This is a genomic window from Streptomyces sp. NPDC088254 (genome assembly GCF_044740925.1).
In the GTDB taxonomy this organism is placed as follows: Bacteria; Actinomycetota; Actinomycetes; order Streptomycetales; family Streptomycetaceae; genus Streptomyces.
Genome location: NZ_JBIURQ010000011.1, coordinates 261582 through 282905, shown reverse-complemented (window position 1 = coordinate 282905; position 21324 = coordinate 261582). Strand labels below are relative to the sequence as shown.

Annotated in this window: 20 protein-coding genes; 11 read left to right on the top strand and 9 right to left on the bottom strand. The window is 72.5% G+C overall.

Features of this window, described 5'->3' with window-relative positions:
* The 5 genes from ACIOC0_RS30385 to ACIOC0_RS30365 form a co-directional block, all read right to left on the bottom strand.
* Positions 1-2868 (bottom strand): NHLP bacteriocin export ABC transporter permease/ATPase subunit, encoded by a 2868-nt coding sequence (locus tag ACIOC0_RS30385; protein ID WP_402158938.1) that lies wholly within the window; start codon positions 2866-2868, stop codon positions 1-3.
* Between the two features lies 1 nt (position 2869).
* Positions 2870-5092 (bottom strand): NHLP family bacteriocin export ABC transporter peptidase/permease/ATPase subunit, encoded by a 2223-nt coding sequence (locus tag ACIOC0_RS30380; protein ID WP_402158937.1) that lies wholly within the window; start codon positions 5090-5092, stop codon positions 2870-2872.
* Positions 5089-5895, bottom strand: a complete 807-nt coding sequence (locus ACIOC0_RS30375; RefSeq protein ID WP_402158936.1) for an HlyD family efflux transporter periplasmic adaptor subunit — start codon at positions 5893-5895, stop codon at positions 5089-5091. The genes ACIOC0_RS30380 and ACIOC0_RS30375 overlap by 4 nt, the downstream gene beginning before the upstream one ends.
* Positions 5896-5979: 84 nt before the next feature.
* On the bottom strand, positions 5980-6195 hold the full coding sequence (locus tag ACIOC0_RS30370; protein WP_351098600.1) for a type A2 lantipeptide: 216 nt from the start codon (positions 6193-6195) through the stop codon (positions 5980-5982).
* A gap of 554 nt (positions 6196-6749) precedes the next feature.
* Complete coding sequence (locus ACIOC0_RS30365) at positions 6750-7163, bottom strand: PaaI family thioesterase (protein WP_402158935.1); 414 nt, start codon at positions 7161-7163, stop codon at positions 6750-6752.
* A gap of 191 nt (positions 7164-7354) precedes the next feature.
* On the opposite strand from ACIOC0_RS30365, the gene ACIOC0_RS30360 reads away from it, so the two are divergent.
* Positions 7355-8818: a S1 family peptidase gene (locus tag ACIOC0_RS30360; protein ID WP_402158934.1), complete on the top strand. Its 1464-nt coding sequence runs from the start codon at positions 7355-7357 to the stop codon at positions 8816-8818.
* A gap of 174 nt (positions 8819-8992) precedes the next feature.
* Here the strand turns inward: ACIOC0_RS30360 and ACIOC0_RS30355 are convergent, their stop codons facing one another.
* On the bottom strand, positions 8993-11146 hold the full coding sequence (locus ACIOC0_RS30355) for a GAF domain-containing SpoIIE family protein phosphatase (RefSeq protein ID WP_402158933.1): 2154 nt from the start codon (positions 11144-11146) through the stop codon (positions 8993-8995).
* Positions 11147-11329: 183 nt separating this feature from the next.
* Here ACIOC0_RS30355 and ACIOC0_RS30350 point away from each other — a divergent pair, with 183 nt between their 5' ends.
* From ACIOC0_RS30350 to ACIOC0_RS30335, 4 genes are all read left to right on the top strand, one after another.
* Positions 11330-11695 (top strand): DUF6479 family protein, encoded by a 366-nt coding sequence (locus ACIOC0_RS30350; RefSeq protein ID WP_402158932.1) that lies wholly within the window; start codon positions 11330-11332, stop codon positions 11693-11695.
* 28 nt (positions 11696-11723) lie between these two features.
* Positions 11724-11927, top strand: a complete 204-nt coding sequence (locus ACIOC0_RS30345) for a hypothetical protein (protein WP_402158931.1) — start codon at positions 11724-11726, stop codon at positions 11925-11927.
* Between the two features lie 74 nt (positions 11928-12001).
* Positions 12002-12505 carry a metallophosphoesterase family protein gene (locus ACIOC0_RS30340; RefSeq protein WP_402158930.1) on the top strand — a complete coding sequence of 168 codons (504 nt, stop codon included), beginning with the start codon at positions 12002-12004 and terminating at the stop codon, positions 12503-12505.
* Positions 12506-12580: 75 nt separating this feature from the next.
* Positions 12581-14440 carry a cellulase family glycosylhydrolase gene (locus tag ACIOC0_RS30335; RefSeq protein ID WP_402158929.1) on the top strand — a complete coding sequence of 620 codons (1860 nt, stop codon included), beginning with the start codon at positions 12581-12583 and terminating at the stop codon, positions 14438-14440.
* A gap of 54 nt (positions 14441-14494) precedes the next feature.
* Here ACIOC0_RS30335 and ACIOC0_RS30330 read toward each other — a convergent pair whose 3' ends face one another.
* Entirely contained in the window at positions 14495-15748 is a 1254-nt protein-coding gene (locus tag ACIOC0_RS30330; protein WP_402158928.1) for a YncE family protein, read from the bottom strand.
* A 170-nt stretch (positions 15749-15918) separates the two neighbouring features.
* Between ACIOC0_RS30330 and ACIOC0_RS30325 the strand changes: the two genes are divergently transcribed.
* Entirely contained in the window at positions 15919-16581 is a 663-nt protein-coding gene (locus ACIOC0_RS30325; RefSeq protein ID WP_402158927.1) for a TetR/AcrR family transcriptional regulator, read from the top strand.
* A gap of 63 nt (positions 16582-16644) precedes the next feature.
* On the opposite strand, the gene ACIOC0_RS30320 is transcribed toward ACIOC0_RS30325, so the two are convergent.
* Complete coding sequence (locus ACIOC0_RS30320; RefSeq protein WP_402158926.1) at positions 16645-17010, bottom strand: nuclear transport factor 2 family protein; 366 nt, start codon at positions 17008-17010, stop codon at positions 16645-16647.
* A 170-nt stretch (positions 17011-17180) separates the two neighbouring features.
* Between ACIOC0_RS30320 and ACIOC0_RS30315 the strand changes: the two genes are divergently transcribed.
* The 4 genes from ACIOC0_RS30315 (at position 17181) to ACIOC0_RS30300 (ending at position 19743) form a co-directional block, all read left to right on the top strand.
* Positions 17181-17480: a hypothetical protein gene (locus ACIOC0_RS30315; protein WP_351098588.1), complete on the top strand. Its 300-nt coding sequence runs from the start codon at positions 17181-17183 to the stop codon at positions 17478-17480.
* Between the two features lie 139 nt (positions 17481-17619).
* A complete protein-coding gene (locus ACIOC0_RS30310; protein ID WP_402158925.1) occupies positions 17620-18705 on the top strand; it encodes an S-(hydroxymethyl)mycothiol dehydrogenase in 1086 nt (361 codons plus the stop codon).
* Positions 18705-19334, top strand: a complete 630-nt coding sequence (locus tag ACIOC0_RS30305; protein WP_402158924.1) for an MBL fold metallo-hydrolase — start codon at positions 18705-18707, stop codon at positions 19332-19334. The genes ACIOC0_RS30310 and ACIOC0_RS30305 overlap by 1 nt, the downstream gene beginning before the upstream one ends.
* 28 nt (positions 19335-19362) lie before the next feature.
* Positions 19363-19743 (top strand): DUF4180 domain-containing protein, encoded by a 381-nt coding sequence (locus ACIOC0_RS30300; protein ID WP_402158923.1) that lies wholly within the window; start codon positions 19363-19365, stop codon positions 19741-19743.
* An 85-nt stretch (positions 19744-19828) separates the two neighbouring features.
* On the opposite strand, the gene ACIOC0_RS30295 is transcribed toward ACIOC0_RS30300, so the two are convergent.
* Positions 19829-20206: a winged helix-turn-helix transcriptional regulator gene (locus ACIOC0_RS30295; protein ID WP_402158922.1), complete on the bottom strand. Its 378-nt coding sequence runs from the start codon at positions 20204-20206 to the stop codon at positions 19829-19831.
* A gap of 130 nt (positions 20207-20336) precedes the next feature.
* On the opposite strand from ACIOC0_RS30295, the gene ACIOC0_RS30290 reads away from it, so the two are divergent.
* The gene (locus tag ACIOC0_RS30290; RefSeq protein WP_402158921.1) at positions 20337-21242 is read left to right on the top strand and encodes an NADP-dependent oxidoreductase; all 906 of its coding nucleotides are present in this window, start codon (positions 20337-20339) and stop codon (positions 21240-21242) included.
* Positions 21243-21324 lie beyond the last annotated feature (82 nt).

Below are 21324 nucleotides of genomic sequence, written 5' to 3'. Positions count from 1 at the left end.
TCACGTCATCTGACGCCGCACCAGCTCGTGCAGCCGCCCGCCCGGGTCGGCGAGCAGCTGCGCCGGCGGCCCCTGCTCGGCGACCTTGCCGTTCTCCATGACGATCACCCGGTCCGCGTCCATCACCGTCGACAGCCGGTGCGCGATCACGACGCGGGTGGCGTTGAGCTTGCGGGTGCTCTCGATGACCGTGCGCTGCGTCTCGTTGTCGAGCGCGCTGGTCGCCTCGTCGAAGAAGAGGATGCGCGGCCGGCGGATCAGCGCCTGTGCGATCATCAGCCGCTGCCGCTGGCCGCCGGAGACCGACCCGCTGCCCGCGACGATGGTGTGCAGGCCCATCGGCATCCGCTTGATGTCCTCGGCCAGGCCCGCCAGTTCGGCCGCCGCCATCGCCTCCTCCGGCGTGTACGCGCCGGTGCCGCAGATGACGTCGAGGATCGAGCCGGTGAACGGCTGCGCGTGCTGGAGGACGACCCCGCACTGCCGCCGCACCGCCGACTGGTCGAGCGCGGCCAGGTCCTGACCGTCGTACAGCACGCTGCCCGACACCGGACGGTCGAACCCGATGAGCAGCCTCAGCAGCGTCGACTTGCCGCAGCCGCTGGGCCCGACGACCGCCACGAACTCGCCCGCGCCCACCTCGAAGGAGACGTCGTCCAGGACGAGCGGACCGTCGTCGGAGTAGCGGAACGACAGCCGCCGGGCCTCGACCGCACCGGACAGCGGGCCCGGCCGGGTGCTCGCCGCCCGCACTTCGGGCGTGGCCGCCAGCACCGGCCGGATCTCCTCGAACAGTGGCAGCGCCGCCACCGCCGACACGAACGCGCCCGTCAGCGCGGTCACCGAGGTCAGCAGCATCGTCATCGACGTGTTGAAGGTGAGGAAGTCCGCCGCCGACAGCGCGCCGCGCGCCGGACCCGCGAGCAGCATGAACATCAGCAGGGAGCACAGCGGCAGGTACACCGCGCCGAGGACCGTGTTGAGGTTCTTGATCCGGCCCAGTCGCTGCTGCATCTCACGGCTGCGGGCGAACTGCTCCGCCCACGCCGCGTACGCGTAGTTCTCGGCGGCCGCCACCCGCAGCTTCGGCAGCCCGCGCAGGGTCTGGAACGCCTGGTTGTTCAGCTTGTTGGACAGCGTCACCAGCCGCCGCTGCCAGCGCACCTGCCACAGCCCGAGCCCCAGGAAGACACCCGCGATCACGACGAGCATGCCGATCGCCGCCATCGCCATCGGGACGCTGTACCAGAGCAGCAGCCCCAGGTTCATCGCGCCGATCGTCGACGCCTGCGCCACCGACGGGCCCAGCCCCGCCAGCAGCCGGCGGATGCCGCTGATGCCCATGGCCGCGCTGGCCAGTTCACCCGTGGAGCGTTCGGCGAAGAACTTGGTGGGCAGCCGCAGCAGCCGGTCCCACACCGCCGGCTGCAGCGTCGCCTCGACGCGGCCCTCCAGCCGCAGGATGGTCAGGTTCTGCAGCAGCATGAAGGAGGCGGCGACCAGACTGCTGACCATCACCGCCAGACACACCTGGACGATCGGATCCGCCTGCGCCCTCGGCACGTACTCGCCGAGCACCTTGCCGGTGGCGATCGGCACCAGCGCCCCGATCGCCACCGTGACCAGTCCGCTCAGCAGCAGGCGCGTCAGATCCCGGCCGGTGCCGCGCATGCTGAACCGCATCAGCCCGAGCGGACCCGGCCGCTTCTCCGGAAGCGGCCGGTAGAACATCACCGCGCGCGGCTCGAACTCCTCCGCGTTCGCCTTCTCCACGGGCGTCTCCCGCCCGGTCGCGGGATGGACCGCGACATAGCCGCCGCGCCGCCACAGCAGCGCGACCGGCGCACCGGACAGCGCCCGGTGACCGACCAGCGGCCCGACGTCGTCCCGCCACCACCGGCCGTCGAGGCGCACCGCGCGCACGCGCACCCGGGAGGCGAGGGCCACCTGCTCGACCGGGTCGAGACGCTCCTCGCCGTCGCCCGCCGGGGCGGGCTCGACGAGGCTGATCCCGGCGGCCCGCGCGACCAGCCGGCACGCCGCGAACGTGGCGTCCGCGTCGGCGGCCGTGGCGCGCCGGGGGCCCTTCCCGTCCTGCCGGTCGTTCCTGCCGTTCTTGCCGATCGACGCCAGCAGCGTCCGGTCGGCCCGCGCCCGCACCGCCTCACCGGCCTCGATGCCGGCCGCCGTACGGGTCTCGTGAGTGCGTTCCAGCTGTTCGATCCAGCGGTCCAGCGTGGTCAGCAACCGGTACTGCTGGTCCACCATGGACTGCCACACCGCCGGGTCCATCAGCAGATCGGCGGCGGCCTCCGCGCCGTACAGCGAGCCGTACTGCACGCTGCCGGGCGGGACCTGCATCCAGAACACGTCGTCGTCCTCCCCCGTGCTCGAACGCGCTCGCACGGGGGCACCCCCATCCTCCGAGGCCATCGGCGCCTGGAACAGGACGGAGAGCCCTCGGCCCACGCCCAGGGCAAGGGCGTACTCCAGCGGGCTCGACGTCGGCGGCACGTACTGCGGATTGCCGTACTCGTCGTAGGACCAGGTCTGGGTGCTCGCGGGCTGGTACAGCTCGCGCAGGTCGATACGGCGCATCAAGCAGTCCCGCAACGGCCGCGCCACCAGCGTGTGATGAGGGCCGGCGACCGGGCCCAGCAGCAGCGTGCCCGCCTCCAGCCGGCCCAGGTGGTGCCAGTGGCCCTGCTGCCCGGCGTCCACCGCGAACAGGTCCAGCGCGCCCCCCGCGACCAGCCACAGCACCTGCGGCCCTTCGAGGTCGAGCCGCCCGGCTCCCGCGCAGTCGACCGGCGCGCCCATCGTGCCGAGCGCGGCGAGGACGACGTCCCCTTCGTGCGTGACCGTCATCTCACCGCTCCCTGACCAGCGCCGCGTACGCCCCGCCCCGCGCGAGGAGTTCCTCGTGCCGCCCGCGCTCGACGACCGTGCCGTGGTCCAGGACGACGATCTCGTCGCTGTCGCGGACCGTGCTGAGCCGGTGCGCGATCACCACGCACGCGCAGCCGCGTCGGCGCAGGTTGTCCATCACCGTCAGCTCGGTCTCCGCGTCCAGCGCGCTCGTCACCTCGTCCAGGACGAGGATGCTCGGCCGGCGCACCAGGGCCCGGGCGATCTCCAGCCGCTGGCGCTGACCGCCGGAGAAGTTGCGGCCGTCCTGCTCCACCGTGCTGCGGATGCCGCCGGGCCGCCGCATGACCACGTCGTACAGCGCCGCGTCCCGCAGCGCGTCCACCACGGCCTCGTCCGGGATCGACGGGTCCCACAGCGCCACGTTGTCGCGGACGGTGCCCTCGAACAGGAACACCTCCTGGTCGACGAAGGACACGGACGCCGCCAGCGCACCGCGCGGGATGTCCTCCAGCCGCCTGCCGTCGATGCGGATCACGCCCTCCCAGGGCGTGTACAGACCGGAGATCAGCCGGGACACCGTCGACTTGCCGCTGCCCGAACCGCCGACCAGCGCCACCTGCCGCCCCGGCCCGACGCTCAGGTCGAACCCGGTCAGCAGCGGCTTGTCCAGCGGGCTGTAGCCGAAGGCGATGTTCTCCAGCTCCACGTGTCCGTGCAGCCGGCGTGTGGAGTCCGCGCCGCCGGGCCGGTCGTACAGCGGATCGGCGCGGAAGCTCTCCACGTCCTTCAGCCGCGCCACGTCCGCCGCGAAGTCCTGGATGCGGCCCGCGACGCCGTTGAGCCGGGTCAGCGGGGCGGTGAACCGGGTGACCAGCGCCTGGAAGGCGACCAGCAGACCCACCGAGATGTGGCCCTCGATCGCCCGCATCCCGCCGATCCACAGGATCAGCGCGCTGTTCAGCGTGGCGAGCGTCGGCGCGACCACCCCGAGCCACGCGCTCGGCACACCGAGCCGCTGCTGCTCCTCCAGGGTGGTGGCGTGCTGACCGGCCCACTTGCGGAAGTAGCCGTCCTCCCCGCCGGTCGCCTTCATCGTCTCGATCAGCTGCAGCCCGGTGTACGCCGTGTTCGTCAGCCGCGCGTTGTCCGCGCGCAGCTTCGCCGTACGGGTCGCGCGCAGCCGGATCACGATCCGCATGGCGACGATGTTCAGCAGGGCCACGCCCACACCGACGAACGTCAGCTGCGGGTCGTAGGTGTAGAGCAGGACGGCGTAGAGGACGACGACGACGGCGTCCACGCCCGCCGAGGCGAGGTCGCGGGCCAACGTCTCGGCCACCGCGTCGTTGGACTGCAGGCGCTGCACCAGGTCGGCGGGGCTGCGCTGGGAGAAGAAGGTCACCGGCAGCCGCAGCAGATGGCGCAGGAACCGCGCGCTGGACAGCGTCGAGGAGATGATCCGTCCGTGGTGCAGGTTGGCCTGCTGCAGCCAGGTCAGCGCGAGGGTGAGCAGCACGCACGCGCCCATGGACGTGAACAGCACGTCCAGCAGCGAGGTCTGCCCGCCGATCAGGAACATGTCGATGTAGGTGCGGCTGAGCGCCGGCACCGCCGCGCCCACCAGGACCAGCAGCAGGCTCGCCAGGACGGCGGCCGGCAGGGTGCCCGCGGTGCCGCGCAGCCGGGCCGGCATCGCCCCGAGCACGCCCGGCCTGCGCCCGCCCCGCCGGAAGTCCTCGCCCGGCTCCAGCACCAGCACCACACCGGTGAAGCTGCCGTCGAAGTCCTCCATCGGCACGAACCGGCGGCCCTTGCCGGGGTCGTTGACGAACACGCCCCGGCGGCCGAAGCGGCGGCCCATGCCGTCGTAGACGACGTAGTGGTTGAACTCCCAGAAGAGGATGGCCGGCGCCTGCACCTCGGCGAGGGCGGCCAGGTCCATCTGCATGCCCTTGGCCGTCAGCCCGTAACTGCGGGCCGCCTTGAGCAGGTTGCTGGCGCGGGAGCCGTCGCGGGACACCCCGCAGGCGATGCGCAGCTCCTCCAGCGGGACGTGCCGGCCGTAGTGGCCGAGGACCATGGCCAGGGAGGCGGCGCCGCACTCCACGGCCTCCATCTGGAGGACGGTGGGCGTGCGGACGCTCCTGCGGCGGCCCTGCGGGACGGTGCGGCGGGGCGGAGCCGCACGCCGTCTGCCCCGGTTCTCCTGCGCGGTGGTCACGGAAGCAGCCAATCGACGGGACGCTGGTCGGCCAGCCGGATCGAGCCCGTGGCCATGGTCATGGAGGCGAGCGGGTACGGCGGCCCGTTCGCGGAGGACCAGCGGTAGCCGCTCTTCGTGGAGGGGGAGGGGTCGAGGCGGACCAGGACGGCGACGGGGCGGCCGTCCTCGGTGAACTGCTCGCCGAGCTGGCTGTCGCCGAGGTAGGCGCCGATCTGCTGCGCCGACTGTGCCGTGCGGTCGACTGCCTTCACATGGCCGCGCAGCACGCCGTACTGCTGGGCGGGCACGGTCTGCACGGTCAGGTCGACGGCCGCGTCCTCGGGGATGGAGGCGGCGTTCTCGGCGGGCACGTACACCGTGGCGTACAGCGGGTCGTCGGCGTGGGCGACCTTCTCGACGGCGGCGACGTTCGCGCCGGTGGAGATGATCTGCCCGAGCGTGGCGGCGAGCGCGGTGACGCGGCCCGCGGCGACCGTGCGCACCACGGTCTCGCCCTGGGGTGTGCGCACCTTCAGCACGGGGGAGTTCGCCGGCAGCCGCTGGCCCTCGCGCGCGAGGACCGCGGTGACCTGGCCGGCGGCGGGGCTCTGCAGGACGTAGCTGCCCTCGCCGTGGGTGAGGACGGCCGGGGCGCTCACCGTGAAGGCGACCGATCCGGTCACCGCCCACACGGAAGCGGCGACGACGGCGATCAGGGTCGCCGACAGCACCAGCCAGCCCTGGGGGCGCGCGAACCGCACCGGCAGGTCGAGTTCCTCCGGCGACTGGAGCTTGGCTAGGGCCTGTTGGCGGAACTGCACGGGCTTCTCTCGGGGGTTCCGGTACGGCGACGAGTCCCGGAGCCGAGGGACGGCTCCGGGACTCGGAAGTCACACGTGGTGCGATCAGAGACCGGCGACCAGGTTGGTGACCGGGGCGGTGTTCAGGCCGGTGACACCCTCGACGGTGCCGACGGCCGTGTCGACCACGCCGGAGACCGGGGCGATGCCGTCCACCAGGCCGGTGACGGTGCCGAGGGCGTTCACGGACAGGCCGCCGGAGACGTTGTCGAGGTCCGCGTCGGCGATCTCGACGGTCTCAACCTGGGGGGTGGAGTTCATGGGGGAACTTCCCTTCATATGGATAACTCGTAAGGGGGGAGCGGCCCCCTCTGGGGACAGATGACGGCCGCGACCGTGGACGCCGGGCACCCGTCTCCGGGAGCCGCTGCGGCCTTGCGGTGCGATGGATCAAAGCAGGTCCGGGGCCGGCGCATCCAATCAATCAGCGCCCTCACCAGGGAACATGCGTCACACGAGGGTCGAAGCGTGCAGGTTCGGGCACGGCTTGTCGGCGACTTCTTCACACCTTCGCCCGGGCCCGCCCGGACGGTCGGCCGGAGCGGGTGCGGCGAATTGGACACTCCCGCCCCAATGACGTGGAGGGCGGCGCGCGGATGTGCAGAACTCCTGCCCGCCGTGACCGGCATGGGTAATCGGTGTGCAGATTCTCTGAAGCAGGGATTCCGCTTGCCGTGCTGGACGGAGCGTCAACATGCGGACACGGAAGGTGTGGTGTGCGGGGTGCGGCCCCTCGTCCAGCGGAGGGCGGATCCACGACGAGCGGGGTGCGGTTCCCCCGCGAAGCCAGGCGGGGCACCCTCGCTGATCGGCCGTCAGCCCAGAAGGGCGTAGACGGTGCTCGCGCGGGCGGCGAGTTCCCCGGTCCGTCCGGCCGTCATCGTGACGTCGGCGAACGCCATCCGGCGGCCCAGCTTGGTGAGGACCGCATGAATCAAGACATCCGAATCGGCCACCGCGCGCTGGAACGAGGTGGACTGCTGGACCGTCGTCATCGGTACGAAAGCCCCCCGGGCGGCCGACACGGCGATCACGGTGGCGGTGTCCGCCGCGGCCATCAACGCCTGCCCCGACAGCCCGCCGCCCTCCCGCGCCAACTCCTGTGACCAGGGCAGACGCAGAACGGCGTGGTCCGCTCCCAGGCTTTCGACACTCAGGCCCAGGGCCCGCACCCAGGGCGCGAAGCTGTCGGAAAGGATCTTGTCGGCTTCGGCGGTCGTCATCGTCATATGGGCGATTGTTCCCCGGGCCGCCCGCTCGGACTCCGGTCATGGCCGATTCAGCGTTGTGCAAAGAGAATTGGCAATCGGGATGAACGCGGGCCGCCTCCCCCGCGTACTCCTCGGCAACCAGGCGCCGCTGTACGGAGCTGCCGACCCCCGGCAGCAGCCAGACCCCGTCCCCCAGGAGGTCGAGTTTTTTGAGTCACAAGCGAATTCCGAAGCGTAAGGCCGCGATCGCGGTAGGCGGCGTGGCGGCGCTCGGTGCGGCGGCACTCCTGCTCCCCAACGCCAACGCCTCCCAGGACGGCAACAACACGGCGGCGGCCGCACCCAAGACGCTGAAGGCGTCGGACGCCTCGGACCTCGCCTCGCAGCTGGAGAAGCTCCTGGGCGACGCCTTCGCCGGCTCCTACTACGACGACGGTCAGAAGCAGCTCGTCGTCAACGTCGTCAACGTCTCCGGTGACGAGAACAACGTCATCGTGCAGGCCAAGAAGGCAGGTGCGCAGGTCCGCCAGGTCGAGAACAGCCCGGCCGAGCTCAAGGCGGCCTCGCAGACCCTCAAGGCCAAGGCCACCATCCCGGGCACCTCGTGGGCCGTCGACCCCAGGACGAACAAGATCCTCGTCACGGCCGACTCCACCGTCACCGGCGGCAAGTGGGACCGGCTGGAGTCCACCGTCAACAGCCTCGGCGCGAACATGGCGACCATCAAGAAGTCGGCCGGCACGTTCAAGACCTTCGTCTCCGGCGGCGACGCCATCTTCGGCGGCGGAGCGCGCTGCTCCCTCGGCTTCAACGTCACCGCAGGCGACGGCTCCCCGGCCTTCCTGACGGCCGGTCACTGCGGGGTCGCGGCCGAGCAGTGGTCCGACTCGGAGAACGGCGAGCCGATCGCCACGGTCGACCAGGCGGTCTTCCCGGGCGAGGGCGACTTCGCACTCGTGAAGTACGACGACGCCGCCACGCAGGCCCCGAGCGAGGTCAACGTCGGCCAGCAGAAGGTCGCGATAACCGAGGCCGCCGAGGCGACCGTCGGCACCGAGGTCTTCCGGATGGGCAGCACCACCGGCCTCTCCAACGGCCAGGTCCTCGGCCTCGACGCCACGGTCAACTACCCCGAGGGCACCGTCACCGGTCTCATCCAGACCAACGTGTGCGCCGAGCCCGGCGACAGCGGCGGCTCGCTGTTCACCCAGGACGGCCAGGCGATCGGCCTGACCTCGGGCGGCAGCGGTGACTGCACCGTCGGCGGCGAGACCTTCTTCCAGCCGGTGACCACCGCCCTCGAGGCGACCGGCGCGACCCTCGGCGCCGCTGGCGCGGGCGGCGGCGCGGGCGCGGGCGCGGGCCAGGAGGCCGGCGGTCAGGACGACGGCGCGGGCGCCGGTGAAGAGGCCGGCGCGGGCCAGGAGGCCGGTGGCGAGCAGGCCGGCCAGGGCGCTGGTGAGCAGGGCGCGGGCCAGGAGGCCGGCGGTCAGGACAACGGCGCGGGCGCCGGTGAAGAGGCCGGCGCGGGCCAGGAGGCCGGTGGCGAGCAGGCCGGCCAGGGCGCTGGTGAGCAGGGCGCGGGCCAGGAGGCCGGCGGCCAGGACAACGGCGCGGGCGCCGGTGAAGAGGCCGGCGCGGGCGCCGAGAACGGTCAGAACGACAAGCACTGACCGAGTCCGACACAGCCCCACCGCCGGCCCCACCCAGCGGTTCCGGGCCGGGCGGTGGAACGGTCCGGCCCTCCGGCGGGAGGGCCGGGCCACGCGCGTGCGGTGACCTGCCGGTGGGAAGGCCGGCCGGGTCACCGCACGCGCGGCATCGCGTTGAAGACCTTTGAGAGGCCGTCAGTCTCCGTCGGCGGCCCGCAGCAACAGCAGGGCCACGTCGTCGATCCGTTCCCCGGCCGCCGAGGAGTGGCCCACCAGTTCGTCGGCCAGCTCCTCCAGGGGCGAATCGCCGGCCGCCGCCAGCCGCCGGCCCAGCGCGGCGACCGCGTCCTCGATGTCCACGCCCGGCGTCTCGATCAACCCGTCGGTGTAGAGGGCGAGGACACAGCCGGGGGAGAGGTCGACCTCCGTGGTCGCGTACGTCGCCCCGCCGTCGATGCCCAGCAGCGGACCGCCCGCGAGGTCGAGGACCCGCACCCGGCCGTCCGGCCGGCGCAGCAGCGGCGGCGGATGCCCGGCCCGCGCCATCACCGCCCGCCCGCGCGCCGGGTCGAGCCGCAGGTACAGACAGCTCGCGAACAGGTCCGAACCCAGTTCGAACAGCAGCCGGTTGGTGCTGCGCATCACCTCCGCCGGTTCCTGACCCACCGTCGTGTACGCGCGCACCGCGGTGCGGATCTGCCCCATCAGCCCGGCCGCCGTCACGTTGTGACCCTGGACGTCGCCGATCACCGCCGCCGGCAGCGGCCGCGCCGACACCAGGTCGTAGAAGTCACCGCCGATCTCCATGCCCCGGGTGGCCGGCAGATAGCGGGCGGTCGCCTCGATGCCGGGCAGCACCGGCAGCGAGTGCGGCAGCAGCGCCGCCTGCAGCCCGTGGGCCAGCTGGTGCTTCACGTCGTAGAGCAGCGCCCGGTCCAGGGCCTGCGCGATCAGCCCCGCCAGACTCGTCAGCACCGCCCGCTCGTGCGTGGAGAACGTCCGCGGCCGCGGGTAGGCCAGCACACACGCCCCCACCGGGCGGCCGGAGGCGATCAGCGGCAGGAACGCCCAGGCCGCGAAGCCGTCGGGGGTCGCGTGCCGCGCCGGATACAGACGCTCCAGCTGCTGCCGTGAGTCGAAGAACGCCGGCACCCCGTGCGAGACGGTGTGCGCACCGGGGGTCGGGGCGTTCAGCGGCATCCCGTCGAACCGCTCCACCACATGCGGATCGGGGTAGCCGTGGTGTCCCAGCACATGCAGCCGGCCCGCGCGCGCCCCGAGCAGTGCAAGCGCGCTGCTGCCCACGGCCGGCGCGATCTCGTCCGCCACCAGCCGCACCACGTCCTGCACGCTCACCGTCTCCGTCAGCGCCCCCGCGAGGGACAGCGCCTGCGACATCGACACCAGCCGCGTCGGCGCGTCCCCCTGCCCGGCACGGGACGGACCCGGCTCCGCCACACCCCGGGCCCGACTGATCCGCACGCTGATCCCCGTGGTGCTCGGATACAGCCGGAACGACAGCCACTCGGACGGCGGGCGCAACGCCACGAACGACGTGGCGTCCTGGCTGATCAGCGCGGCCCGGTAGTGCTCCTCGTACGTCGGGTCGTTCAGCCACGGCACCGACGCCCACAGCTGCGTGCCCAGCAGCACGCTCACCGGGACGCCGAGCAGCTCGCCCGCCGCCGCGTTGGCGAAGCCCACCCGCCCGGTGAGGTCCAGCGAGCACATCCCGTACGGCAGCCGGCCCACCATCCGCGCCGCCTCCACCGTGCCGAGCGTGCCCGACACACCGCTCAGCGGGCCCGCGTCCAGCGGATCGGTCTCCGCCCGCGCCGGACGGTTGTGCGCCGCCGCCCGCTCCAGCCGCAGCGCCAGCCGCTCGCAGGCCGACTCCAGCGCGTCGCGCTCACGGTCGGACAGCTCCGGCGGATGCGAGCCCGGCCAGGTCACGTAGAGCGCGCCGTACACCCTCGTCCCGGTCGCCACCGGGGCCGCCGCCAGCGCGAAGGGGTACGGCAGGACGACGGCGATCCGTGGATAGCGCCGGGCCATGTCCTCCTCGCCGCCCACCCACACCAGCCGGCGTTCGCGCACCGCCTCGGCGACCGGGATGGGCGCGCTCAGCCCCACCCGCTCCCAGGGCGCCGCGAAGGCCCGGGGCAACCCCGCCATCACGGCCATCTCCAGCACCGGCTCGTCGCCCGGACGGAGGTAGACCGCGCCGGAGTGCGCCCCGACGGCGTCCATCACCGCGGTCAGCGCCAGCGACAGCACCGGACGGCCCGCCGGGCCGGCGGCCGCCACCGGCCGCCCGCCGGACGTCTGCCCTTCGGACACGGCGACCACCTCCTCACCCGGCCGCGCGCTCCCAGGCAACCAAATCTGCCCCCACACGGCCCTTCGCGCACGGCGACCCGATGCCGGCCCCGCCCCGCTGACGCCGCACGGGCTGCGTGCACCCTGGCCCACTCGGCCGACGTGACCGAGGCCCGGGGCGTGTCCTGGGCGGGGGAGGGTACCCGCCCGTTCATGGACACCATCGCCTCCGCCCACCTGGCGGCCTCCGGGGGGTCAGCACTGGCCTCCGTCGCGTTCGTCATCGTCGGCATCGCCCTCGTCGGCGGCCTGATCTGGGCTTTCCGGCTCGGGTTCCGCGTACGCAGGCGCGAGCCGGGGCCGCCCGGACCGCACGAGCAGCCCCGCATGCCCGCGTCCGGCCCCGTCCGGGAGAGCAGCGAGGGGCGCGAGCCGAACGAGATGCCCCGGTCCGGCGAACGCCTCACCCCGCACGAGCTGCGGCCCACCGGCGGCCGGCCCGGCGAGGACCAGGGCCGCCCGCGCTGGGACGAGGGCTCCAGCGGCTCGTTCGGCAGCGGTGGATCCGGTGCCCGCTGATCCCTCCACAGAAAGGCAGTGAACCGTCGTGACCCCGCAGACCGAGGAGAAGCCCGCCGTGCGCCGGGAGAACCGCGCCGTGCGCCGGCCCGAGTCGGGCTGGGCCAGGGCCCGCCGTCTCCGCAGAGGCGGCGCCGCGCCGCGCACCTGCCTCCCCGCCGTGTACACCCCGGGCGCCACGCCCGGGACGCCGTACGGCGTGGAGGGCAACATCGTCAGGGGGGACGACTGACCCGCACGACGGAGCTGTGAGCAGGGGGGTCGCCGCGATCCACGGGCGCGCGGCGACCGCCGTACGCTGAGACGGTGCGCCTCCTGCTGACCTCCGACACCCACCTTCCGAAGCGCGCCAAGGCCCTGCCGGCCCCGCTGCTCGACGAGCTCCCGGACGCGGACGTGGTGATCCACGCCGGGGACTGGGTGGACACCGCCACCCTCGACCTGCTGGAGCGGCGCAGCCGCCGGCTCGTCGCCGTGTACGGCAACAACGACGGCCCCGAGCTGCGTGCCCGGCTCCCCGAGACCGCCCGCGCCGAGCTGGGCGGGCTGCGCTTCGGCGTCGTCCACGAGACCGGGCCCGCCCAGGGGCGCGAGGCGCGCTGCGCCGCCCGGTACCCCGACCTCGACGTCCTCGTCTTCGGGCACAGCCACATCCCCTGGGACACCACCGCCCCCGGCGGGCTCAGGCTGCTCAACCCGGGCTCCCTGACGGACCGCCGCCGCCAGCCGCACTGCACCTACCTCACGGCCACGGTGGCCGACGGCCGGCTCACCGACGTCGTCCTGCACCGCCTGCCACCACGCGGCTGAGGTGAGCGGACACCGACCTTACTGGCGAGTCAGAAGCTATTGACGGTGTCCGGAAATCACCGGACTGTAGTGGACATGCCGAATATCCGGGCACGTCTGCTCGTTGTTCTGGTCGTCCTCAGCGGATCACTGACGGTGGCGGGCACCCCCTCCGCCACCGCCGCCACCGTCCCCGACTCGCTCTCCTTCGACGGCACCCCCCTCACCGTCTCCGGCGGCCGCTTCACCGACGCCCTCGGACGCGAGGTCGTCCTGCGCGGCTACAACGTGTCCGGCGAGACCAAGCTCGCCGAGAACAAGGGCCTGCCCTTCGCCTCGGTCGCCGACGCGAAGAAGTCGGCGGCCGCGCTGCGCGCCCTCGGCGGCGGCAACTCCGTGCGCTTCCTGCTCTCCTGGGCCTACGCCGAGCCCGTGCGCGGCCAGCTCGACACCGCCTACCTGGCCGCCGCCGCCGACCAGATGCGCGCCTTCCTCGACACCGGGATCCGCGTCTACCCCGACTTCCACCAGGACCTGTACTCCCGGCACCTGTTCGACCCGGACAGCTGGTACACCGGCGACGGCGCTCCCCAGTGGGCCGTCGACGCGGGGAACTACCCCGACGAGTCCTGCGGCATCTGCTTCTTCTGGGGCCAGAACATCACGCAGAACAGCGCCGTGAAGGCCGCGCAGTACGACTTCTGGCACAACGCCCACGGCCTCCAGGACGCCTTCCTCACCACCGCCCAGCGCACCATGACCTACCTCAAGGAGAACCTCACAGCGGCGCAGTTCGCGGGCGTCGTCGGCTTCGACCCCTACAACGAGCCGTACGCCGGCTCCTACGACTCCGGTCAGAACAGCCGCAGTTGGGAACGCAACCTGCTCTGGCCGTTCTATGTGAGGTTCCGGGCCCGGATGGACGCGGCCGGCTGGCAGGACAAGCCCGCCCTCGTCGAGCCGAACCTCTTCTGGAACGCCAACATCGCCTCCCAGAAGCAGGAGGGCGGCCTCATCGACGCGGGCGCGCTCGGCTCCCGCTACGTCCTCAACACCCACTTCTACGACCAGAAGGCCATCTCCGGGATCCTGATGTGGGGCAAGGCCGCCGACGGCCAGTACGCCGGCGACTTCGCCGCGGTCCGGGACCGCGCGGCGGCGGCAGGCACGACCGCCGTGGTCAGCGAGTTCGGCCACCCCCTCGCGGGCACCGTCGCGGACAAGGCGCCGACCGTCCTCAAGGCCATGTACCAGGCGCTCGACTCCCGTGTGAAGGGGGCGAGTTGGTGGAACGCCCCGGCCGCCTCCGGTCCCGTCCTGTCCGGCCAGCAATGGCAGTGGGACATCTACCACGGCCGCCACCGCGAGCTGATGAACGGCAACCCCGACAAGGTGCTCACCACCGGCGACGCCTGGAACGACGAGGATCTCTCCGCCGTACGCCTCGACGACACCGGCCGGGCGGCGCTCCGGCAGGACGCCCGACTCCTGGACCGCGTCTACCCGGCCGCCACCAGCGGCGCGACCCTCGCCTTCACCTACGAGGACCGCTCCCGCGACGGCTCCACCACCCTCACCTGGAACCCGGTCCCGGCCTCCCTGCCGAACACGGCGCAACTCGTCGGCTCCGGCCAGTACGGCCTGCTCGTCTGGCGCTCGGCCGGCGGGACCGCGCCCACCGAACTCCATCTGCCCGCCTCCTTCCCGACCGCGTCCACCACCGTCGTCTCCGACCTCGCCGCGGTGCACGCCCCGCCCGCGTACACCACCGCCACGCCGGTCGGCGCGGCCCCGGAACCCGGCGGCGCCGGCAGCCGTCGGCTGCTGCTCACCGCGCCCGGCACGGCCACGGTCCACTACGCGCTGGTGACCAACGGGGCGAACGCGCCCTCCGCGGCCCTGCTGAGCGCGGCCCGCTCCGAACTGTCCGCGTGGGTCGCCCAGAAGCTGGGATGAACCGACGGCGCCCTCGGGGATCCCCCCGGGGCGCCGTCAAGGCCGCGTGGCCCTTCAGTTGCCGGGGCTCGTCCAGTCGGCGGCGACATGGCCCAGCCGGACGCGCTGCGGGTGGTCGCCCACCGGCACCGAGACGACCTTGCGTCCGGTGGCGAAGTCGATCGCGGTGACCTGGTCGGTGCCGCTCTCGGAGATCACACAGCTCTTGCCGTCCCCGCTGACCGTGGCCCAGTACGGCTTGGAGGCGGTCACGAGCTGCCCCTCCTGGAGGGTCGCGCGGTCGACCACGGTCGCGTAGTCGTCCATGGTGCCGGCGACGCACAGCTTGGCCCCGTCCGGGCTCATCGACAGGCCGTGGTGGCGCGAGTCGTTGACGAACGTGGTGCGGTCGTCGCTGGTCGCCGGGTTCTTCGGCAGGGTCTTCGTCCGGGTGATCCGGTCGGTGGCGACGTCGTACTCGAAGAAGCCGTTGAAGAACGACACCTGGAAGTACAGCTTGGACTCGTCCGGCGAGAACACCGCCGGGCGGACGGCGTCCGAGTAGTCCTTGAGGCCGATCGCGTCGAGCCGCTGCCGCATGTCGATGACCTTGACCTGCTTGAACGTGGTCGCGTCGACGACGGTGATGCGCCGGTCGCCCTTCGTCCAGTCCAGCCAGGGCGCGTCGAGCGCGTTGTTCACCTCGCCGATCGACATGGTCCAGATCTGCTTGCCGTCCTTGCTGAAGATGTTCTCGTGCGGCTTGTCGCCGGTGGAGTACGAACCCAGCTGACGGCCCGTCCCGATGTCCAGGACGTGCACGGTGTTCGACGTCGAGGCGGAGACCGCGACCCGTGTGCCGTCGGGGGAGACGGCCATGTGGTCGGAGCGGTAACCCGACACGGCGAACCGCCAGTTGACGCGCCCCGTCGCGAGGTCGATCGAGACGACGTCGGCGAAGCTCGGCCGCGAGACGACCACCGAGGAGCCGTCCGGCGTGGAGTACATGTCGTCGACGAACTGGTCGTGGCCCTCGCCGACGCTGTTGCGGATGGTCATGAAGGCGATCCAGCGGACGGGATCGGCGTTGATCTCCGCCATCCGCTCGTCCTTGTCGGGGATGACGTTGATCCGGCCGATCCTCGCGAAGTCGCCGGTGGACCTGATGACGTCGGCGGTGCCCTCCCAGTTGTTGCCGACGAACATCACCTCGCGCAGCGCGGCCGCGGAGGGAGCGGCGGGGGCGGCGGTCGCGGCGGCGGGGGCGGTGACGGTCAGGACGAGGGCGGCGGCCACGGAGCATAGGTGCCTGGTTCTGCTGGCAGGCATGAGTGCTCTCTCCTCTGAGTGGGGGCGGGGCGCGGGCGCGCGCGAAGCCCGCCCGAATCTGAACACCGTTGCGTTCAAAGTTGACTTACTGGAAAGTAAGGAAGAGGCGGCCTTCACCACAAGACCATGGGCACGACAAAATCGGGCGGGACGGCGACGAAGGAGGATGCGTGACGGGCAGGCTCAGGGCGGCCACGGGACGGTACGCGGGCAAGACCGCCGCCGAACGGCAGGCCGAGCGGCGCCGGCGCTTCCTGGACGCGGCCCTGCACCTGTTCGGCGACGCCCCCGGCTACCGGGGCACCACGGTCGCCGCCCTCAGCGAGGCCGCCGGGCTGTCCACCCGCCAGTTCTACGAGGAGTTCCGCACCCTGGAGGACGTCCTCGCGGCACTCCACCTCCAGGTCAACGACCGGGCCGAGGAGGCCGTGGTCGCCGCCTTCGCCGCCGCCCGGGACCTGCCCCTCGCCGACCGGGTCACCGCCATCTTCCGCGCCTACGCGGGCGACGTCACCGGCGACCCGCGCCGCATCCGCATCACCTTCGTCGAGATCGTCGGCGTCAGCCCGCGCCTGGAGGAACAGCGCCTGGCCCGCAGGGCCCGCTGGGTCGACCTGATCTGCGCCGAGGCGACCGAGGCCGCCGCCCGCGGCGAGGCCGCGCCCCGCGACTACCGCCTGGCCGCAACGGCGTTCATCGGCAGCGTCAACGGACTCCTGCACGACTGGAGCGCCGGCTGGGTCGACGCCACCCTCGACGATGTCGTCGACGAACTGGTCCGCCAGCTCCTGGGCATCCTGCGCCCCCGAGGCTGGACCCCCGCCGCCTCATGACCGGCGCACCCTCATCGGGCACCGCCCCGGGGCCATCCGGAGCGGCGCCCGAGGCGACCGCCCCTACTCGTCCCAGGCCTGGATCATCGTCTGGCCGACGATCTTGCCGTCCCGCAGCGTGAGCATCGACTCCGACAGCACGCGTACCCCGTCCGCGTACACGCAGGACTCGGTGAAGGCGGCCCGGTCGCCCTGGATGACGCAGTCCTCCAGCCGGTGCGTCATGTCGCGGCTGTAGACGTCGTCGAGCATCCCGGCGATCTCGTCACGGCCGTGCAGGACGGTGGGCCGGCTGGGCTGGCTGTTGCGGTCCACGACGCGCAGCTCCGCGTCGTCCGCGTAGAGCGACAGCAGCGTCGCCGGGGTGTTCCCCTCGACGCCCCTGCGCAGGGTCTCGGTGTCGAAGGCGGAGCCTGCCGCGGTGCCCATGGTGACCTCCTCGTGAGGACCGCGGACCCAGGGGGCGGGCCCGCCGGGCCCTCACTTCGAGACTCCTCCGTCCGCCCCGACCCGGCAAGCGCGGGACGCCGCCGTCCGCCTGTCGGGTGAGCGGCGCCCCGCACCCGTGTCCGACGGTCGTCCCCGCCGTTGCTGAGGGCATGATCTCCACTCGACGCATCGTCGCCGCCGCCTGTCTCGCCGTCGGGGTCACCGGCCTCGCCGCGCCCATGGCGAACGCGGCCGACGCCCCGGCCGGCGGCCGACTCAGCCCGATGACCCTGCTCGACTCGATCGCCGAGAGCGACATCCCCGCCGAGCACCGGGGCGAACTGCCCCCGGTGTCGAGCCAGTTGAACGAGCTGAACAAGGTGAACGAACTGCGCCGGCTGGGCGAGCTGCACCAGGTCACCGACCTCGCCGCCCCCGTCACCGGTCTCCTCCCCGCCGTCCAGGCCTGACCCCGGGGCGCCCGCCCCACGAGGGCGGGCGCCCCGCGAGGCGCACTCAGGTGACCTGCGCCGATCGCCGTGCGGGGACCGATCAGTGCCCCGTAGGGTCGGAAGCGGACGGACCGCCGCCGATGAAAGGGGCCGCACCATGGCGCAGGAAGTGCGCGGAGTGATCGCACCGGGGAAGAACGAGCCCGTGCGGGTGGAGACGATCGTGGTGCCCGACCCGGGGCCCGGCGAAGCGGTGGTGAAGGTGCAGGCCTGCGGCGTCTGCCACACCGACCTGCACTACAAGCAGGGCGGGATCAACGACGATTTCCCGTTCCTCCTCGGACACGAGGCGGCCGGCGTGGTCGAGTCCGTCGGCGAGGGCGTCACCGACGTCGCCCCGGGCGACTTCGTGATCCTCAACTGGCGTGCGGTGTGCGGCCAGTGCCGCGCCTGTCTGCGCGGCCGCCCCTGGTACTGCTTCGACACCCGCAACGCCCGCCAGAAGATGACCCTGACCGACGGCACCGAGCTGTCGCCCGCGCTGGGCATCGGCGCGTTCGCCGAGAAGACCCTGGTCGCCGCCGGCCAGTGCACCAAGGTCGACCCGTCGGTGTCGCCCGCGGTGGCCGGACTGCTCGGATGCGGCGTGATGGCGGGCATCGGCGCGGCGATCAACACCGGCAACGTCGGCCTCGGCGACTCGGTCGCCGTCATCGGCTGCGGCGGGGTCGGCGACGCGGCGATCATGGGCGCCCGGCTGGCCGGCGCCGCGCGGATCATCGCCGTCGACATCGACGGCCGCAAGCTGGACAAGGCCCGCACCATGGGCGCCACGCACACCGTGAACTCAGCGGAGACGGACCCGGTCGAGGCGATCCGCGAGCTGACCGGCGGCTTCGGCGCGGACGTCGTCATCGAGGCGGTCGGCCGCCCCGAGACCTACCGGCAGGCCTTCTACGCCCGCGACCTCGCCGGCACCGTCGTGCTGGTCGGCGTTCCCACCCCGGAGATGAAGCTCGAACTGCCGCTGCTGGACGTCTTCGGGCGCGGCGGATCGCTGAAGTCGTCCTGGTACGGGGACTGTCTGCCCTCCCGGGACTTCCCCGTGCTGATCGACCTGCACCAGCAGGGCCGCCTGGACCTGGGGGCGTTCGTCACCGAGACGATCGAACTCGACGAGGTGGAGAAGGCGTTCGACCGGATGCACCACGGCGACGTGCTGCGCTCGGTGGTGGTGCTGTGATGTCCGCCCGCATCGAACGCCTCGTCACCTCCGGCCAGTTCAGCCTCGACGGCGGCACCTGGGACGTCGAGAACAACGTCTGGCTCGTCGGCGACGACCACGAGGTCGTCGTCATCGACGCCGCCCACGACGCCGAGGCCGTCGCAGCGGCCGTCGGCGACCGCCGACTCACCGCCATCGTGTGCACCCACGCCCACAACGACCACGTCGGCGCGGCCCCCGCGCTCGCCGACCTCACCGGCGCGACGATCTGGCTGCACCCCGACGACCTGCCGCTGTGGAAGCTGACCCACCCCGACCGCGAGCCCGACGGTCATCTGGCCGACGGCCAGGTCATCGAGGCCGCCGGCGCCGACCTCACCGTCCTGCACACCCCCGGGCACACGCCCGGTGCGGTCTGCCTGCACGACCCGGGGCTCGGCGTGCTGTTCACCGGCGACACCCTGTTCCACGGCGGCCCCGGCGCCACCGGCCGCTCCTGGTCCCACTTCCCGACGATCATCGCCTCCATCCGGGACCGGCTGCTGACGCTGCCGCCCGAGACGAAGGTCCTCACCGGCCACGGCGACCCCACCACCATCGGCGCCGAGGCCCCCCACCTGGACGAATGGATCAAACGCGGCCACTGAACGCACCGACCGCCGTAAGATCGCGGGCATGACCGCCACCGACACGCTCGTGACCCTCCATGACACCCGCGTCCTGCGCTGCGCCGCCGACGGCCCCGTGATCGACGGCGAGAGCGCGGCGCTCGACCTGATCGGGGAGGCGTACGGGCAGGACGCCCAGCTCGTCGCCGTGCCGGTGGAGAGGCTGGGGGAGGCGTTCTTCCAGCTGCGGTCCGGGGTCGCCGGGGCGGTCGTGCAGAAGTTCGCGAACTACCGGCTGCGGCTGGCCGTCGTCGGCGACGTCTCACGGCACGTCGCCGACAGCCCGGCCCTGCGGGACTTCGTGTACGAGGCCGGTCAGGGCCGCCAGCTGTGGTTCGTGCCGGACGAGGAGGCCCTGGCGGAGAGGCTGCGGCCGACGACCGGCTGAACAGGCTGCGGCGTACGCAATGTTCGCCGACGAGCCGACAGGGCGGCCGAGATTCCGGTGCGGCACGCGCCGATGCAGGTTCGAGTCAGCCGATGGAGGAGATGCCGCCCTCGCGGGCGTCGAGCAGCTCGTCCCAGTGCTCGGTCGCCCATCGGCACGCGGCGGCCAGCGGCTCCAGCGTGCTGCGGCCCAGCGGTGTCAGCGCGTACTCCACCCGCAGTTTCGGGTCGGCGTGCACCGTGCGTGACACGAACCCGTTGCGCTCCAAGCCGCGGAGCGACTGGGTGAGCGCCTTCGGGGTGACGCGGCCCAGTGGCACGCGGAGCTCGGAGTATCTGCGCGGGCCGTCTTCCAGGCAGCGGACGACCAGGGGCGCCCATTTGTCACCGAAGCGGAAAGGCAGCAGCGAGGACGGGCACAGCTCGTCGAACAAGTCGGGTGGCAGCGGTGGCCGTTGCGTCATCGAGGGTCTCCCGTCTCCGGTCTTGGTATCCAGACGGTGACCGACCTTCTGGATATCTTCCGGAGCATCGACTCAACGGCAGGTATTCCGACACCCGTCATCTCGACCTGTGAAGGTAAGGCAGGACATTATGCGTGCAGCCCGCTTCCATGAATACGGCGGAGCGGAGAGCCTGGTGATCGAGCAGGCCCCCGAGCCCTACCCCGGACCCGGTGAGATACGTGTCCGCGTCGCGGCGGCCGGCGTGAATCCCATCGACTGGAAGCTGCGCGCCGGCGCCCTGCGCCAGTTGCTTCCCCTGGAGCTTCCCGCCATTCCCGGGCGCGACGCCGCCGGCGTGGTCGACGAAGTCGGTGACGGAGTACAGGGGGTGAGCATCGGCGACCGTGTCTTCGGGCTGGGCGGTGTCACCGGCGCCACCGCAGAGCTGGTCATCCTCTCGGCCTGGACCCACGCCCCCGACACGTGGAGCGATGAGCAGGCTGCGGGCGCCGGTCTCGCGTCCGTGACCGCGATGCGTGGCCTGAACGCGCTCGGCTCCCTCGCGGGGCGCACCCTTCTCATCGAGGGCGCCGCCGGAGGTGTGGGCAGCGCGGCGGTCGAGATCGCTGTGGCACAAGGCGCCACCGTGATCGGGACGGCCGGCGAACACAACCACGAGTTCCTCACCTCTCTCGGCGCCGTTCCCGTCACCTACGGCCCCGGCCTCGCGCAGCGTCTCTCCGCTCTCGCTCCGCACGGCGTCGACATCGTGCTCGACACCGCGGCCTCCGGATCCCTGGACGACCTCGTCGCGATCACGGGCGACCCGACGCGCGTCGCGACGGTCGCCGACCACGCAGGCGGGCAGCGCCTGGGCACGCATGTGGTCAACGCGGAGAACGACTCCACCCTCCTGTCCGCGGCTGCGGAACTGGGTCGGCAAGGCCGCTACACACCCCGTATCGAGCGGACCTACCCCTTGGAGCGCATCGTCGACGCCCACGCGCACGCCGAGCGCGGACGCACCCGCGGAAAGATCGTGATCTGCATCTGAAGCGGGGGCACGGCACAGCCGCGCCGGCCCGCCGAGCGACGGACTGTTCCGTTGGCGCCCAAGGCCGGAGACCGCGGGGGCG